General features: G+C 32.8%; 23 protein-coding genes. 7 read left to right on the forward strand and 16 right to left on the reverse strand.

Annotated elements, in window-relative coordinates; translation table 11 throughout:
- Positions 1 to 9 precede the first annotated feature (9 nt).
- The 5 genes from ssb to NSR03_RS09025 all read right to left on the reverse strand — a co-directional run bounded on the left by ssb (position 10) and on the right by NSR03_RS09025 (position 1,899).
- The gene (gene ssb, locus NSR03_RS09005) at positions 10 to 456 is read right to left on the reverse strand and encodes a single-stranded DNA-binding protein (protein ID WP_069820662.1); all 447 of its coding nucleotides are present in this window, start codon (positions 454 to 456) and stop codon (positions 10 to 12) included.
- Positions 446 to 1,075 carry a Sak single strand annealing protein gene (locus tag NSR03_RS09010; protein ID WP_069820661.1) on the reverse strand — a complete coding sequence of 210 codons (630 nt, stop codon included), beginning with the start codon at positions 1,073 to 1,075 and terminating at the stop codon, positions 446 to 448. Before NSR03_RS09010 ends, ssb begins: the two co-directional genes overlap by 11 nt.
- The gene (locus NSR03_RS09015; protein WP_069820660.1) at positions 1,068 to 1,328 is read right to left on the reverse strand and encodes a DUF2483 family protein; all 261 of its coding nucleotides are present in this window, start codon (positions 1,326 to 1,328) and stop codon (positions 1,068 to 1,070) included. The genes NSR03_RS09010 and NSR03_RS09015 overlap by 8 nt, the downstream gene beginning before the upstream one ends.
- Before the next feature lie 66 nt (positions 1,329 to 1,394).
- A complete protein-coding gene (locus tag NSR03_RS09020; protein ID WP_069820659.1) occupies positions 1,395 to 1,580 on the reverse strand; it encodes a hypothetical protein in 186 nt (61 codons plus the stop codon).
- A gap of 1 nt (position 1,581) precedes the next feature.
- A complete protein-coding gene (locus NSR03_RS09025; protein ID WP_069820658.1) occupies positions 1,582 to 1,899 on the reverse strand; it encodes a DUF771 domain-containing protein in 318 nt (105 codons plus the stop codon).
- Positions 1,900 to 1,951: 52 nt separating this feature from the next.
- Here NSR03_RS09025 and NSR03_RS09030 point away from each other — a divergent pair, with 52 nt between their 5' ends.
- On the forward strand, positions 1,952 to 2,161 hold the full coding sequence (locus NSR03_RS09030; RefSeq protein ID WP_069820657.1) for a hypothetical protein: 210 nt from the start codon (positions 1,952 to 1,954) through the stop codon (positions 2,159 to 2,161).
- On the opposite strand, the gene NSR03_RS09035 is transcribed toward NSR03_RS09030, so the two are convergent.
- Genes NSR03_RS09035 through NSR03_RS09045 form a run of 3 tightly spaced genes read right to left on the reverse strand, consistent with a single transcriptional unit; the run spans position 2,150 to position 3,275 of the window.
- Complete coding sequence (locus tag NSR03_RS09035; RefSeq protein ID WP_176721765.1) at positions 2,150 to 2,314, reverse strand: hypothetical protein; 165 nt, start codon at positions 2,312 to 2,314, stop codon at positions 2,150 to 2,152. The genes NSR03_RS09030 and NSR03_RS09035 overlap by 12 nt on opposite strands.
- 11 nt (positions 2,315 to 2,325) lie before the next feature.
- Positions 2,326 to 3,075: a phage antirepressor KilAC domain-containing protein gene (locus NSR03_RS09040; RefSeq protein ID WP_069820656.1), complete on the reverse strand. Its 750-nt coding sequence runs from the start codon at positions 3,073 to 3,075 to the stop codon at positions 2,326 to 2,328.
- A gap of 14 nt (positions 3,076 to 3,089) precedes the next feature.
- A complete protein-coding gene (locus tag NSR03_RS09045; RefSeq protein WP_069820655.1) occupies positions 3,090 to 3,275 on the reverse strand; it encodes a helix-turn-helix domain-containing protein in 186 nt (61 codons plus the stop codon).
- A 356-nt stretch (positions 3,276 to 3,631) separates the two neighbouring features.
- Between NSR03_RS09045 and NSR03_RS09050 the strand changes: the two genes are divergently transcribed.
- Together NSR03_RS09050 and NSR03_RS09055 are read left to right on the forward strand one after the other, a co-directional pair.
- Positions 3,632 to 3,973 carry a helix-turn-helix domain-containing protein gene (locus NSR03_RS09050; protein ID WP_069820654.1) on the forward strand — a complete coding sequence of 114 codons (342 nt, stop codon included), beginning with the start codon at positions 3,632 to 3,634 and terminating at the stop codon, positions 3,971 to 3,973.
- 16 nt (positions 3,974 to 3,989) lie between these two features.
- Positions 3,990 to 4,595, forward strand: a complete 606-nt coding sequence (locus tag NSR03_RS09055; RefSeq protein WP_081333656.1) for an ImmA/IrrE family metallo-endopeptidase — start codon at positions 3,990 to 3,992, stop codon at positions 4,593 to 4,595.
- A gap of 43 nt (positions 4,596 to 4,638) precedes the next feature.
- Here the strand turns inward: NSR03_RS09055 and NSR03_RS09060 are convergent, their stop codons facing one another.
- Positions 4,639 to 5,211 carry a DUF4352 domain-containing protein gene (locus NSR03_RS09060; RefSeq protein ID WP_069820653.1) on the reverse strand — a complete coding sequence of 191 codons (573 nt, stop codon included), beginning with the start codon at positions 5,209 to 5,211 and terminating at the stop codon, positions 4,639 to 4,641.
- 97 nt (positions 5,212 to 5,308) lie between these two features.
- Between NSR03_RS09060 and NSR03_RS09065 the strand changes: the two genes are divergently transcribed.
- From NSR03_RS09065 to NSR03_RS09075, 4 genes are all read left to right on the forward strand, one after another.
- Complete coding sequence (locus tag NSR03_RS09065) at positions 5,309 to 5,449, forward strand: hypothetical protein (RefSeq protein WP_176721764.1); 141 nt, start codon at positions 5,309 to 5,311, stop codon at positions 5,447 to 5,449.
- A complete protein-coding gene (locus NSR03_RS14470) occupies positions 5,431 to 5,589 on the forward strand; it encodes a hypothetical protein (protein WP_369477843.1) in 159 nt (52 codons plus the stop codon). Before NSR03_RS09065 ends, NSR03_RS14470 begins: the two co-directional genes overlap by 19 nt.
- A gap of 123 nt (positions 5,590 to 5,712) precedes the next feature.
- Complete coding sequence (locus NSR03_RS09070; RefSeq protein ID WP_069820652.1) at positions 5,713 to 6,114, forward strand: sporulation protein; 402 nt, start codon at positions 5,713 to 5,715, stop codon at positions 6,112 to 6,114.
- Positions 6,115 to 6,350: 236 nt separating this feature from the next.
- Entirely contained in the window at positions 6,351 to 7,388 is a 1,038-nt protein-coding gene (locus NSR03_RS09075) for a tyrosine-type recombinase/integrase (protein WP_069820651.1), read from the forward strand.
- A gap of 481 nt (positions 7,389 to 7,869) precedes the next feature.
- Here the strand turns inward: NSR03_RS09075 and NSR03_RS09080 are convergent, their stop codons facing one another.
- The 7 genes from NSR03_RS09080 to NSR03_RS09110 all read right to left on the reverse strand — a co-directional run bounded on the left by NSR03_RS09080 (position 7,870) and on the right by NSR03_RS09110 (position 15,495).
- Positions 7,870 to 8,421: a DUF4352 domain-containing protein gene (locus NSR03_RS09080; protein ID WP_069820649.1), complete on the reverse strand. Its 552-nt coding sequence runs from the start codon at positions 8,419 to 8,421 to the stop codon at positions 7,870 to 7,872.
- A gap of 279 nt (positions 8,422 to 8,700) precedes the next feature.
- Positions 8,701 to 9,546 (reverse strand): YitT family protein, encoded by an 846-nt coding sequence (locus NSR03_RS09085; RefSeq protein WP_021339461.1) that lies wholly within the window; start codon positions 9,544 to 9,546, stop codon positions 8,701 to 8,703.
- 260 nt (positions 9,547 to 9,806) lie between these two features.
- Positions 9,807 to 10,754 carry a DNA-binding protein WhiA gene (whiA, locus tag NSR03_RS09090; protein ID WP_002512107.1) on the reverse strand — a complete coding sequence of 316 codons (948 nt, stop codon included), beginning with the start codon at positions 10,752 to 10,754 and terminating at the stop codon, positions 9,807 to 9,809.
- Between the two features lie 44 nt (positions 10,755 to 10,798).
- Complete coding sequence (locus NSR03_RS09095) at positions 10,799 to 11,797, reverse strand: gluconeogenesis factor YvcK family protein (protein ID WP_021339460.1); 999 nt, start codon at positions 11,795 to 11,797, stop codon at positions 10,799 to 10,801.
- Positions 11,784 to 12,710 carry an RNase adapter RapZ gene (gene rapZ / locus NSR03_RS09100; protein ID WP_069820648.1) on the reverse strand — a complete coding sequence of 309 codons (927 nt, stop codon included), beginning with the start codon at positions 12,708 to 12,710 and terminating at the stop codon, positions 11,784 to 11,786. Before rapZ ends, NSR03_RS09095 begins: the two co-directional genes overlap by 14 nt.
- 338 nt (positions 12,711 to 13,048) lie before the next feature.
- On the reverse strand, positions 13,049 to 13,993 hold the full coding sequence (gene trxB, locus NSR03_RS09105; RefSeq protein WP_002508266.1) for a thioredoxin-disulfide reductase: 945 nt from the start codon (positions 13,991 to 13,993) through the stop codon (positions 13,049 to 13,051).
- 65 nt (positions 13,994 to 14,058) lie between these two features.
- On the reverse strand, positions 14,059 to 15,495 hold the full coding sequence (locus NSR03_RS09110) for a tetratricopeptide repeat protein (protein ID WP_002508267.1): 1,437 nt from the start codon (positions 15,493 to 15,495) through the stop codon (positions 14,059 to 14,061).
- Positions 15,496 to 15,502 lie beyond the last annotated feature (7 nt).

Here is a 15,502-nt window from a genome sequence, read left to right on the forward strand (position 1 = left end):
TGTGTACAATTAAAATGGTAAATCATCATCTGTAATATCAATTGGTCCATTAGGATTAGCAAACGGATTATCTTTAGCTGGTGCTTGTTGCGGTTTAGCTTGTCCGCTTTGTTGTTGAGATTGTCCGTTTGATTGCGATTTAGGTTCTAAGAATTGAACACTATCTGCTACAACTTCAGTAACGAAAACACGTTGTCCTTCTTTGTTGTCATAAGTTCTTGATTGAATACGACCATCAACTCCAGCTAAATTACCTTTATTCAAGTAATTATTAACGTTTTCAGCTTGTTTGCGGAACGTTACAACGTTAATGAAGTCTGCTTCTTGTTCTCCATTTTTATTTTTAAATGGACGGTTACATGCTAATGTGAAGTTTGCAATACTTATCCCACTTGGTGTAGTTCTGAATTCTGGGTCCTTTGTTAAACGTCCTACTCCAACAAATCTATTTATCATCTTTATCATCCTTATCTAATTGTTTTAATCCTGCATCTAATTTCACATGTGCATTAGCAATTTCTTTTTGCGATACTTTGTTGATGTTAGAAATTCCAAGCCAACGCATCGTTTTATCTAAATTTGCGTCCTTACCCTTTTCTTGTGAGATAGTTACAAATTGATTTATTTTTTCTTCTAATTCTGTTATGTCGTTATCACTAGCACTCGGCACTTCTTCGCCGTTGTAAATGTAAAGACCGAGACCATGCAATGCAGCAGCTTTAACGAAACATCTTTTCTGTGCTTTGTTGATATCGAATGGAGTTGCACTACCTTTTGCTAGTGCTTTATTACGAAAATCTAATACTGGTAACCATTCTGTCTCCGTTTGACCCTTAACAGTTACTGACGTTTGTATAAAATATCCTTCTGGTGTAGCAAGATATGGCACAAAGTAGTCATCCCTGTTTACATCTGGATGTGGAAACTCGTGATATTTTGTTGCAAATGTAGGGTCGATTCGTTTTAATTCTTGATGAGCATAAGACCAAGCTAGATAAGTTAATCCGTTTTTCTTTTCGACATGATCGTTCACGTCTTTTGAATTAAGTTGTTGAAATAATGTTTGTTCAGTCATTGTCTACCTCCCGTAATTCTTCTATACTGAATGTTTGATAATATGTGGTTGTTACTGTCAACTCTTTTTCGATTAAGTGGTCTTGCCATTCGACATCTATAGATTCAAGGCCGGTCAATCGCTTAGCATTTCTGCGTTGAATATTGTAATTAGCGTCTTCTGGATGATTAGGCTTATTAGTGATATAACGCTGTTTACCATCTTTTTCTTTAACAAGGTAAGCAACAACTTCACTTTCGTGACTTTTTTGCATTTGACTAATCCTCCTAAAATTGTGTATATTTAAGCTGTATATTTTTACTTAAGTTTCTTTCGACTGTTAAGCGTTGCAGCGCTTTTCAGTCTTTTTTTCTGTCTTTAAATAGTTAATCCAACTGTCCCAAGCCATGTAACTAAAGCAAACGGCTACCCAGTAGATTAGGAATAAGTGGATAAAATCTTTCGTGAATATCAAAGCTATGAAGAATACTACTACTGCTGTTGATAATGCTAGTAAACCTCTCATGTTATCGCCCCTTTCCGTGTATAGCTTCAAAGTGTTCATCGATAAATCTGTTCATCTTTCTTGCATTAAATCTCCATCTGTTAAATTCTTGATTAGGGTAATGAACGATACCTTGTGCTTTCAGTGTTTTTTTAAATTTATGATTATCTAATAACTTTCGTTTAATTGTGTCTTCAGAAGACATTTTTAATTTCTTTTTCAAATCGTTCATGTCCCATACGGGATCTAACATGAGTTCTACAAGTTTCTGGAATTCTTCTTTTTCTACTAATACATGAGTATCAGGTATACTTGCATTTACTGTTATTGTTTGTTCCATTCCATTTCCTCCTTAGTTTCTGATACACTCTCCTAAAAGGAGGTGCCAATTATTGACTAAACGCGTTTATGCTTGCTTACTTGGTGAATGGATTAATTTATCAGTATGTCCTAATGTCTTAATAGATAATAAATATGAAAGTCCTAATCTATGGTTTGAAGAAGTGGGTCATAAAATATTTGAATATGATTACATTAATATCAGATACAAAGATTTCAATTACAGAATTCACCCTAGTTTCATTCAAGTTTTAACTAAGTGATTTTTTAATTAATTCACAGCTCGGACTGTCAAGCTCTACCTTGATGGTCTTATGGCTGTATGCTTTTTCTACTTCTATTACAATTTTGTCCCATTCATGCTTAGGTAATCGTTCAATTAAATTAACTAAAATATCTTTCTTTACTTCATTCATTCCGTTTCCTCCTATTGTTCGATTATTGGTAATACATCCTTTTCTTTTAATAAGTTATATATGAACAAACGCCCTTTTTGTGTCCACTTAGTATTCATTCTCACCGAGGTGCTTCCATCCTTATGTTCAATCTCCGTTGTAGATGAATGAGTCAGCCCTTTATCATGGTGTTTGGAGTAAAGTAACCACTGACCAGATTGTTTGTACTGTACTTTTAAATCGTGAAGTAGTTTGTTCAGTCCTTGTGCAGACATGCCATAATCTTTAGCTATCTGTCCTACTGTTACTAGACTTTTATTTTGTAAAATTGAATCAAGATAAGATGCTTTAGGTTCGTATTCAGCGATTTTCTGTTTGCTCTTGTTGTTTTCAAGTTGTAACTTTTCGTTTTCTTCAACTTTTACTAGTAATTCAGTTAAAGCTTCTTTATACGATCCTGGCAATTTATTTTGAATTTGTTGTTCCATTTCATTAAATTTATTAATATAAGCCATTTTAAAATCGTTATGACCTTGAATGTTAAACATGTACAAAGTGAAACCATCTTTAGTTAAAAGGTATTCTTTTAACTTTCTACCTGTACTATCTTTATATTCACTAGGAATAATTACTGAATCCACATTTGGGCTGAGTAGTATTTTTTCTAAGTCTCTCAGTACATGTGTGTGTCTTCTGTTAATTTCTTCTGCTACTGTTCTACTTGAAACTACTGGTCCTAATTGCGAATTGCTTTCAATCTCAATCGTTTGCATGTTTTGCATTTCAATTCCTCCTATTAACATTTAATGTGTTTACTGTTTAAATAATTAAAAATTCTTTGCTTCTGAGTTGGCGCGTCCCTGTGATTGTTGAGAATGTCACTTAAGTACGGGGCTGAGATATTTAAATCTTTTGCCATCGTTCTTTGAGAGACTCCTCTTTTTTTCAATTCGTTGCGGACAAACGCCCCGAAATCTTCCATTTTCTGACCTCCTTTAACTGTCGACGTCATGCAAATTAGATAATTAGCATATCTTTTAATGTTTTCCATTTACCTAAAATAGATTATATGCTAATATTAAGACATAGTTATTAGCTAATTAAACAGACTCGTCCATTTGACAGTTTAGTTATTTTTTAGATTTATTAAATTATCTAATAGCTCCCAAGCCTCACAAACACAGTCTTTTAAATATACGTTTTGGCGAACTGAATTTTTATTCGCTGTGTTTGTAAGCTAATCAAAAGCATATACCTACTTTAATACACGTATAGTCTAATGTCAAAGAAAAAATAGATAATTTGTATATTTAGGTATGTTAAAAAAGGAGAAAGCCCATGAATACGGTACAAATCATAAAAAATTTATGCTCACAAAATAATATTACAATCGCAGAACTTGAAAGGAAATTAGATTTTTCTAACGGGCAAATTGCTCGATGGAAGAAAAGCACTCCAGGCGTAGATAGACTTAAAAAAGTTGCCGACTACTTCGACGTGTCTGTCGATTTTTTACTAGACCGTGAAAAAGAAAATCATAAGGGCGAAGATTTGCCCGAAGATATTCGTATCATGCAAAGAGCCGCTCAGAATATGAGTGAGGAGGACAGGAAGAGAGCTATTAAGGTTTTTGAGGCTTTCTTTGATAACTGGGACGAAATAACAAAAGACGACAAGTAATAAAGGGAGTTTTTGGGTGGATTATGAAGAAAATCAAGCATTTATGCGTGCGATAGAAAAAGCGGGCTCATTCTATATAGAGGGAAAGTTTCCTGTACCTATAAAAGATATGATACGCGATGATGAAGATGTACAATTGTTTACGTTTGGCGAGTTTGCTCAACTTGCAGTTGTCAAAAGGTCTGAGGTCGCTTTTATCGGCCAATCAGATGAGGCTTTTCATTTTAAGAAAGCAGGTAAGTCTTTTATTGTATATAACGCTTTGAAGAGTATAAGCAGGCAGCGTTTTACGCTTGCTCATGAGTATGGCCATATCAAGCTCAATCATGCTGGGAAGTCATTATACGACCGTGAAAAAGGAACTGGCACCTACACACGTGAAGAATATGAGGCCGACACGTTTGCAAGCTGTTTACTGTTTCCGTTACATAAGCGTTATGAATATAGGAAGAATAGCTCTTATGAGATAGCTAATAAATTCAGTATCAGTTTTAGTGCTGTGTGGGTCTGTATGCGTGTATTAGATAAGCACCTTGATAGTGGACTTGAGAAATATCTCACTCACTATGAGCATCGAAAGAGTGACAGTTACATCAACTTTTTAAGAGATTGCAGCTTTTAGGCAAAAAGAAAAAAGCCCCACATCACATGAGGCTTTATGTTTATTAGTTTAAATTGATTTCTGCTTTCTGACTACCGAACATACCTGACTTAACTTGCATTTTTGTTTTATCTGATTGAGCAGTTTCTTCAGATACATCAAAAACGACTTTTCCAGTTTTCTCATTGCCTGGGTTAAGCTGTTCTAAAAAGAATCCAATCTCGCCTGGGTTTTCCACTGATGAGTTGGCGTTTGTCGATGCTGTCCCGTCTGCTTTGTTCGTTGCATCGCCGTTTAATATATTAAAAAGGTTAGTATCAATCATGATTGACTCATCGCCGTTATTCTTAACAGTTACATCTGCGACAATATACTTACCATTTGCTTTACTTGATGTGTACTGATTGCCTACAGTGTCTGCTGTTTCAATGCTGTTGACTGTGTATTCTAATTCATCGACTTTGACTTTCTCGCCTATTGCAAACTCTTTCTTTTCGTCTTTGCTCGAGTCTGATTTACCACCTGACTCGCCACCTGAGTCGCTGCCTCCCATGACAGCGGAAATAATCGCAATAATGATAACAATTACGACTACAACACCTAAACAACCTAAACAACCAAATAATCCCTTTTTCATAATAGTCCCTCTTTTCTAATTTTTAAGCGTTGGGTCTAACTTTAGCAAACATGAAAGGGGATTTAAAGGATAATTTTTATAAAAGAAGCTGTACAATATGAAAAAAGTTGCAATATATACACGTGTCTCTATCCTTGAGCAGACTAATGAAGGTTATTCTATAGATGAACAGAAAAATACTCATATCATTTTGGAAACTCAACGCGTTATTCACAACAAATGGTCGAATTTATTATAGGTGAAATTAAAAAGAACTCAAATGTAATAGAGGCTATAAAAAAGACAAATAAAAAAGATAACCTCTGGATCATAGGAATTCTCAGCTGTCGCTTACCCACATTCGGGGACCCAGAGCTTATCCTTCTCGAGTTATATTAAGTACATTATAAGTTTAATTCAATACATTTAAAACATTCAAGGTATTTTTTGTACCCTATATATTTTTGTAATGTTACAGTATACTTGAATATAAAATTTTAGAGCGAAGGAGAATGTAATATAATGTTTGAAAAAGTTTTAACTTCAATTGGTATAAAGTCATTGGAAATAAATACTTTAATAGCTACTAAAAGCATTTACCCTAAAGGTGAAATTGAAGGTCGAATTAATATTAAAGGTGGTAACTCTGAACAAACTATAAATAAAGTCGTTTTAACTTTAATTGAACGCTACGATAATCCAGATAAAGATAGTCAATTCGCAGTTTTAGACAATGAATTGTCCGCTTATGCTTTGTCTAATGAAGTTATTATCGAGCCAAATGATAATGTTTTTGAAGAATTTAAATTTCATATTTCAGACCTACAATGTAAAAGTAATTCAAATAGCCTAATTTTGAAAACGCACGTCTTTGTGTCCCATTCTGTCGATGCATACGATGAAGATGAAATATTATTAAAATAATGGAGCGTTTACTATGATTTTTTATATGCTATATGCTTTAAGCATGGTTACAATTATAATTTTATGTACTTTTTTATTGAAAAAAGCGAAACTAAAAATGACAAAAATTCATGGTGAGGATATATCTAAAGTATACATGCCCCACTTAGTTTAAATGGTTTTACATAACCGTAAGAATAATTCCACGGGCAGTTACCTCTGCCCTATATATTTTTATCTTTTTTAGGAGGAGTGACATGCAAACACGTTGTTATGATGGTAAAAAGTGGCAATATGAATTTAAACATGAGGGCAAACGCTATAGAAGAAAAGGATTCAGAACAAAACGTGAAGCTGATTCTGCAGGATTAGATAAGTTGAACGAATTAAGACAGGGCTATAATTTCGATATATCTTTAACTTTTGCAGATTATTTCAAAAATTGGTGCGAAACTTATAAGGAACCGATTGTTTCACCCTCTACTTATCGACACTATAAGTTTACTTTGCAACATATACAAAATAATAAAATAGGAAATATTGAACTTTCTAAGTTGAATAGACAGATATACCAAAAATTTATTAACGAATTTTCAAAAACTCATGCAAAAGAAACCATACGCAAAACCAACGGCGCGATTCGTTCGGCGTTAAATGATGCTATGTATGATGGATTGATAAATAAAAATCCTACTTATAAAGTCAATTATAAAGCAGGTAACGAAACTAAACTCGAAACAGATAAGTATATATCCTTATCTGAATATGAAAAACTAAAAGACCATTTAAGAAATAAAAATACGCGTTCTGGATTAGCACTATATATCATGATTTGTACTGGTTGCCGTATAAGTGGTGTTAAGCACATGAAGATGGAATATATAGATCAAATAAAAAATCAGTTATATATAGATGAGCATAAAACAGATTCTTCACCTAGACACGTTAATATAGCAAAATCAGATATGAAACACATTTTAAAAGTTGTAGAAGAAAAAGTAATCAGTTATGATGGTTACATTTTCAAAGAAATGGGAACAATCATATCATCTAATGCTATTAATAAAACATTAAAAAAAGCATGTAAACATATAGGTATACCACCCATAACTTCACATGCAATCAGACACACCCATTGTTCTTATTTACTTGCAAAAGGTATATCTATTTACTATATATCCAAACGACTTGGGCATAAAAATATATCAATAACTACTTCAATTTATTCTCATTTATTGGAAGAAAAATATAAAGAAGAAAATGATAAAACTTTAGAGATTTTAGGTGCGATGTGATTTTAGGGACTCATCAGGGACTTGAAAGTCTTCAACCAGCGATACCACAGTTCTTGAACACCCCCTTCGAGGGGACTTGCTATGTATAATAACGAACTGTTTAATTTTGAGAATGCTGTAATTACGGCATTCTTTTTTACTTTTCTATACCATAATTTAATATATAAAACTAAATTCAAGGCTGTTTCCATATCATAAGACTCTTTTATGATTTTATCAACTATATCAATAGATAAATATAATGTATTTCTTTGAGTTAACATTAAATTATTGTACATCTAAAAATCAACAAAATAATGGCTTTCTCTCCAAATTTTCGTATTTTATGTGTTTAATCTTTTATATGTATTTTCAATAATTCCATCAGTTACTTTTTCTTAGAAAAAAACACCTCCGAATAAATTCACTTTACTATGAATTCAACGAAAGCGCCTTTATTTTACTTCCACTAATTACGAACAATTCGCAGAAGACTTTCAACCTATTGTTGTATATTGATATTTGCTTTTTGGCTACCAAATATACCCGATTTTACTTGCATTTTTGTTTTATCTGATTGAGCAGTTTCTTCAGATACATCAAAAACTACTTTGCCAGTTTTTTCATTTCCTGGATTTAGTTGTTCTAAAAAGAACCCGATATCACTAGGATTTGAGGCTGACGTATTAGCATCAGTTGAGGCAGCTGAGTCTGCACCATTCGTTGCTTCTCCGTTCAGAATCTTGAATAATTCTGTATCAATTGTGATAGCTTTATCACCGTTATTCTTAACAGTCACGTCTGCTACAATGTACATACCGTCAGCGTTGCTAGAAACGTATTGATTGCCTACTGTCGATGCTGTTTCAACACTATTAACTGTATACTCTAAATCATCAACTTTTACTTTTTCTCCTATCTTAGCTTCTTTCGTTTCATTTTTGTTAGAATCTGATTCTCCGCCTCCCATAACAGCAGTAATAATCACAATAATCACCACAATTACAATCAAGACACCTAAACAACCCAAACAACCAAATAATCCCTTTTTCATAATTTGTCCCTCTTTTCTGAATTTTGCAACACGTTTAACTTTAGCAAATTTTAATTAGTATTTAAAGGATAAATTTTATAAAAGAGACTGCACAACATAAAATCACTATATACACTTAAACAAGCTAATAAGGTATACACTACCAAGTGTCAAAAGTGCAATAATTATATATATATTCAACTGAATACAAAACATATTTTCATTGAAACAATGATTTATTCAATGAAACTAGAAAACTTATACCTCCTAACTCTTTTTTAAATCAATACTTTTATAAATTTATTTTACATTTATAAAAGTACTACCTAAAACATCTCTCACATCATGGATTACTAAAAAGGCGTTTTCATCTTCTTCGTTAACAAGCTTTTTCACTCTCGTCACTTGAGACTGTGGCACTACCACGTATAGCATATGCGTCTCACTCTTAGCATAGCCGCCCTTACCAGTTAATATCGTAGAGCCTCTTCCTGTAAAAGCATTAATTTTATCGCTAATTGTTTCACTTTTACTTGATATAATCGTAACTGCTTTTTTAGGATTAAATCCTTCTATGATAAACGATGTCGCTCTTTCGGTTACAAATAGCATAATGATTGTAAATAACACATTTTGTAAAGGAAGTACCATCAAAAAGGATAGAACGACGAGTGCATCCAACACAAAGATGCCTTGCGATGTTTTAATTTCTGAGTATTTATTAATTATCTTAGCTATAACTGATGTGCCTCCAAGTGTACTACCTGTCGCAATAACTAAACCTCCACCAATACCGATAATAGCCCCACCAAACACAGCATTAATCACGAAATTATCCACACCAAGATTTATATTTTCAGTTAAATGTAAGAACAGTGAAAGTGACGTATTTGCTATAACTGTATAGACTGCAGTTGTTTTACTCAAAAATTTCCAACCAATTAATACAACGAGTGTATTGATAATTAATGATGTCCAAGCCGGCGACAATCCAAATGAATATAATAATGCTAAAGATATACCGACAGTGCCCCCGTCTCCTAAGTTAGATCCAAGTAAAAAACAATTGACACCTATTGCGTTAATAAACGTACCTATTATACAAAGAATAATATTTTTAGAATGCTTATTAAACAGTTTTGACATTAGCTCACTCCTTCGACTCCAACAACAATAGGGTTTAAGCATAATTCTATTGCTATTACGCATCACAAATTGTATTAATTATATAAAAAAACACCTCTTTATAGAGGCGTTAATAATCAAAATTAAATTATACAATTATTTTATAATAATACTAGCACAACTAATTCACGTATGACTAGATTTATTTTTAATAATGCCACTAATATTTCTCGAAGGCAGAATTGAAGAGTCCAAGGTAAAATATAAAACTGTAAAGTATATTATTTCAGTTCAATTGGTTCGCCAGTTCTCAATTTATCCGCCATTTCATTCAACTTTCTTAATCGATGATTCACACCAGATTTAGATATATTGCCAGAAGTCATCATTTCTCCTAATTCTTTAAGAGACACTTCTTGGTGCTCTACCCTGAGTTTTGCAATTTCACGTAATCTTTCAGGTAAATTATCCAGACCAATTTCTTGGTCAATTAAACGAATACTTTCTACATGTTTCATAGCAGCGCTTACTGTTTTATTCAAATTAGCAGTTTCACAATTCACCAATCTGTTAACAGAGTTTCTCATATCACGTACGATACGAACATCCTCAAATTTCAAAAGTGCTTGATATCCCCCGATTAAACTTAAGAAATCAGAAATTTTTTCCGCTTCTTTTAAATAGGCAATACTACCTTTTTTTCGTTCGAGGTGCTTGGCATTCAATTCATATTTATTCATTAACTGCGTTATACCTTCAGAATGATCTTCATATAATGAAAATATTTCTAAATGATAAGATGACGTTTCTGGATTGTTTACAGAGCCACCAGCAAGAAAAGCACCACGTAAATAACTTCTTCTCATTTCATCATCATGAATCAATGCTTCATCAATTTCGTGCGTGAAGACACCACTTTTTAAAATACCTAATTCATCCAATATTTCTCTGGCACGTACTTTAATACGACAGATATAAATATTGTTCTTTTTTAATTTCATTTTCTTTCTCACAAGTAGTTCCACTTCAACATTAAATACTTTTTTAATTAACGAATATATACGTCTTGCCGTAGTAGCATTTTCGGTTTGTACGTTAATAACAAATTGTTGGTTGGAAAGACTGAGTGCACCATTCATACGAATAAGCGCACTGAGCTCTGCTTTTGCATTCTCTTCATCTACTTCTATTCTAGTCAGTTCATTTTTCATCTCGGATGCAAAGCTCATAGATTAATCAGTCCCTTCTTTAACTAAATGAAATCACTTAGTTATTATTTATCATTTTCTTTCTCACGCGTAAATTCAATCGTGTCAGTTTCTCTCATAGCTATTTCATAAATCATTTTAGATAATACTTCAGTATTATGACGCACGTAGTATTCTTCAGAAACCTCTACTAAATTAGGATGTGTAAATACTTTAATATTTTGTTCTTCCATATGATCCATATTACATTTCACTGGTGATGCTCCATCTTCCCTGTAGCGCTTTAACACATCTTCAGTAAATGATTGGGTGCTACAGATAGAATAATTGATAAAGTTCTGACCAACATGATCATGTATTGCGTTCACATGATCGATTGCAGTGTAACTATTTGTTTCACCTGGTTGTGTCATAACATTTGAAACATATAATTTAGGAACATCTCCACCTAGCAGTGCATTAGAAATACCCTTCACGCATAGATTAGAAATCACACTTGTATAAAGTGAGCCAGGGCCTAATACGATTAAATCTGCCTCTTCTATTGCTTCAACTGCTTCTTCCATTGGCTCAACATCTTCTGGTTCTAAAAATACACGTTTAATCTTTTTATTCTTTTTTGGAATATTAGATTCGCCATATACAATTTCTCCATCTTCCATCACCGCATTTAAACGTACACTCGTATTGGTAGAAGGAATAACACGTCCTCTAATATTTAAAATTTGACTTAGTTCTTTCACTGCATGTCCAAAATCGTTATTGATGTTGGTTAATGCAGCAATGAGTAGATTACCTAAAGAATGACCTTCGACTTGGTTTTCTTTAAAACGATATTGAAACAATTGTTCTATTGTTGATTCTGTTTCACTTAATGCCGAAATAACGTTTCGTATATCTCCTGGAGCAGGTATATCCATTTCGCTTCGTATTTTACCCGTACTACCACCATCATCAGCTACTGTGACAATCGTCGTAATATCGATCGGATAACCCTTTAAACCACGTGCTAAAACGGATAAACCCGTACCTCCACCTATAAGTACAAGTTTAATTCTTTTCATTTTTTTGTTTCACGCCACTTTCTACATGTGCATCCCTATGTTGTACATACACATTATAGTCAAAACTCTCCCTGAGTTCTGCTCCGATACGTTTGGCTAGTGCGACAGAACGATGTTGGCCACCAGTACAACCTATTGCAATAACAAGTTGAGATTTTCCTTCTTTTTTATATCCTGGTATCATAAATTTCAATAAATCCATTAATTTTTCATAAAAAATGTTTGTTTCTTTCCATTTCATTACATATTTATATACTGCTTCATCTTCGCCAGTTAATGATCTCAACTCATCAACATAGTGCGGATTAGGTAAAAATCTTACATCAAATACAAGATCCGCATCTATTTGTATACCATGTTTAAAACCAAAGCTAATTACATTAATATTAAATGTTTGATAGTTACTTTGATTAAAATAATCTCCCATACGTTTGCGCAATTCTTTCGGTGTCATTTGCGATGTATCAATCGTATAATTCGCTAAACTTTGTATTTCAGTCAACAACTCACGTTCTTCTTCAATAGCTTCAATTAATGAACGTTGACCTTTTTCATTTAAAGGATGTGCACGACGTGTTTCTTTATAACGAGAAATCAGTTTTTCATTCGATGCTTCCAAGAACATTAAATCAACAATAACATCTGAGTTACTCTTAATTTGGTCCATTTCTTTAATTAAAGATTTAAATAGTTCCTTACCTCTTAAATCAATAGCAATCGCTACTTTTTGTAAAGAAGGATTTCCTTGCCCCATTAATTCTACAAATTTTGGTAAAAGAATCGGTGGTAAATTATCTACACAGAAATATCCAATGTCTTCTAAACTCTGAATGACCACAGATTTTCCGGCGCCTGACAAACCAGTTACAACCAACAATTCACTCTTTACTATTTCTTTTTCTTCTCGTTGCATCTCTTTACACCATCCATTGATTATTTTAATCGCAAAATTAGTTCTACGCTGTTAATAGCTTATTTATATTGGCATTTATACAATATCTTTCATTTTTCTCAATATAAGTCTAACGAGTTAATATTATCACATTATATTTTACATGAAAAACGACTAAGGTAGTAGTTTTATCTATCAATATTATAACGCTATAGTTGTTTCATTATGTAAAAAAGCTAGAATGTTATAACTTACTATAGATCGTAAGTATAACATTCTAGCTATGACTGAATTTATCTATGATATTTTATACAATATTTTATAATCTATGACTTTATCCCATCAATGATTCAATTTATTTATGCTTCAATTGTATCGTGTAAATGCTCGATATATGCAATGGCACTTTGTGCAGCAATACTTCCATCACCAGTTGCAGTGACAATTTGACGTAACCCTTTTTCACGTACGTCGCCTGCTGCATATATACCAGGTACACTTGTACTCATGTCTTCATTCGTTAAAATGTAGCCAACTTCATTAGTAATACCTAAATCTTGGAAAGGTATTGTTAATGGTTTCATACCAATGTACACAAATACGCCATCGCCATCTAGTGTTTGTTCTGTGCCATCTTTTGTTGATTCTAATGTTACCGAACCAACTTTGCCATCTTTGTCATTAATTGTTTTTAAAGTGTGACTCCAAATAAAATCAATTTTATCGTTTTTAAATGCACGATCTTGTAAGATTTTTTGAGCACGTAATTCATCTCTACGGTGAACAATTGTTACGCTATCAGCAAATTTTGTAAGGAATGTTCCTTCTTCTACGGCTGAGTCTCCGCCACCAATAACAAATAATTTCTTACCTTTAAAGAATGCTCCATCACATACGGCACAATAACTTACACCACGACCGCCAAGTTCTTGTTCACCAGGTACACCAATTTTTTTGTATTCTGCACCTGTTGAAATGATTACGGCGCGAGCTGTAATTTCACTATTACCAAGGTTAATCACTTTATGAGTACCTTTATCTTCTATTGATTTGATATCGCCATATTGATATTTAGCACCAAATTTTTTCGCATGTTCAAACATTTTCGTTGATAAGTCCGGACCTGTTACCATTTCAAATCCTGGGAAGTTCTCAACTTCTTCTGTGTTTGCCATTTGTCCACCTGGCATACCACGTTCAATCATTACTGTGCTTAAATTAGCACGTGATGCATAAACTGCAGCAGTCATTCCTGCTGGTCCGGCACCTATAATTGCCACATCAAAATCCACTTGTTCAGCCATTTAAATTGCCTCCTGTTTAATAATTCATTATGCGCAGTATATATGATTTCTTGCATTTCTTAAACTTATATGCTCACTAAATAATCTATCGTTTTATTTAAACGGTAAGAAGATATATCAAACCATTCGATTACTTGTTGTTTTGTTATTTTACTATCAGCATTACGATAATACATATACACAAATGCTGCAATATATTCATTTACATTTGTTAAATCTACTTTTTCAGATATAATCGCTTCTGCTTGATCAATCCATACAATAAATAAATCCTCATTATTTTTCAATGATTTCACACCATACAACATCAATAAGCCTCTATGAATGAAATCTAATTTGTTTAATTTTAAATCTTGAATAATATAGGTAAGATATAGCTTTTCGTAATCTTCCATAGATTCTAGAACTGCCCAAATTTCTTGTGTCAAAAGCACTTCGCGTCCCTTTAACTGGTTTAATAAGAAAATACCATATAACCTATGATGGCTATCGTCATGGAGTAATAATGGTAATACTTGTTCATCGAAATACATTTTACTCTCTGCAATAACCCAAGGTGCATAACCTACATCTACTTTAGTCATATCTTGCAACTTCGACCAATAATATTTACTATCCTCAATATTGTTTAAATAGTAACTATTATAACTTAACGCATTATACATTTGGATGGAAAGGAATTTTCCTTTTCTATAAAGTGGCTGTAATATTTTTTGCGAAGCTTCATATTGTTTTAAGTAACATAAAACGATGCCTAGCTTAAATGATTCATCATCATTCATCGGCATGACTTTATTTAAAATTTTTAAATAGCGTTGGTATTTTTCTTTATCATTCGTATTATAAAGTAATAAAGTATAATGACATAATGCATGTACATCCGTATTATCTTCACTAAGCAATCGCTCAAACATTTCTTTAGCAATGTCATATTCATTCATGTATAAATAACACATCGCAAGTAAATTACGCACTACGCGATGTTCTTGAATTTCATCGTTTTGATTTAAGATAAATGTTCGTGCTTCGGGTAATCTTCCCTGAGAAAATAGGTATTGGAAAATAAGTTGTACTGCAAATAGCTGACTTTCTATCTCTATTTTTTCAGCTGAATTATAAGAAACTTCAAACATTTCTTCAAGTTCTTCTTTATAATCTTCATCGTTAGACATCGTGACATAATTTATACCAAATAAAAATGCTTTATTTGCTTCATTTAATGTAATGTTTAATTGACTAAGCTGATAATAACTTTCTTCTACTAACTCTTGTTGCGCAATACTTTCATAAAATAGATGCTCTGCTTTACCACTTAGTCCTATATTCACAAGACATTCCGCGTATTTTACTTTTACATCAAAATCTTGAGGTGACATATCCAGCACTTTGCCATAATATTCTGCTGCCTTTTTATAATCTTGGTGCAGAAATTTTTGGTCTCCCAATTTTTTATAAAATTGACTATCTAATTTCATTGGTATTACTTTGCCGTTATGCGCCATCCATTAT

Origin of the sequence: Staphylococcus sp. FSL W8-1207, from assembly GCF_038003745.1 — a bacterium.
Taxonomy (GTDB): Bacteria; Bacillota; Bacilli; order Staphylococcales; family Staphylococcaceae; genus Staphylococcus; species Staphylococcus equorum.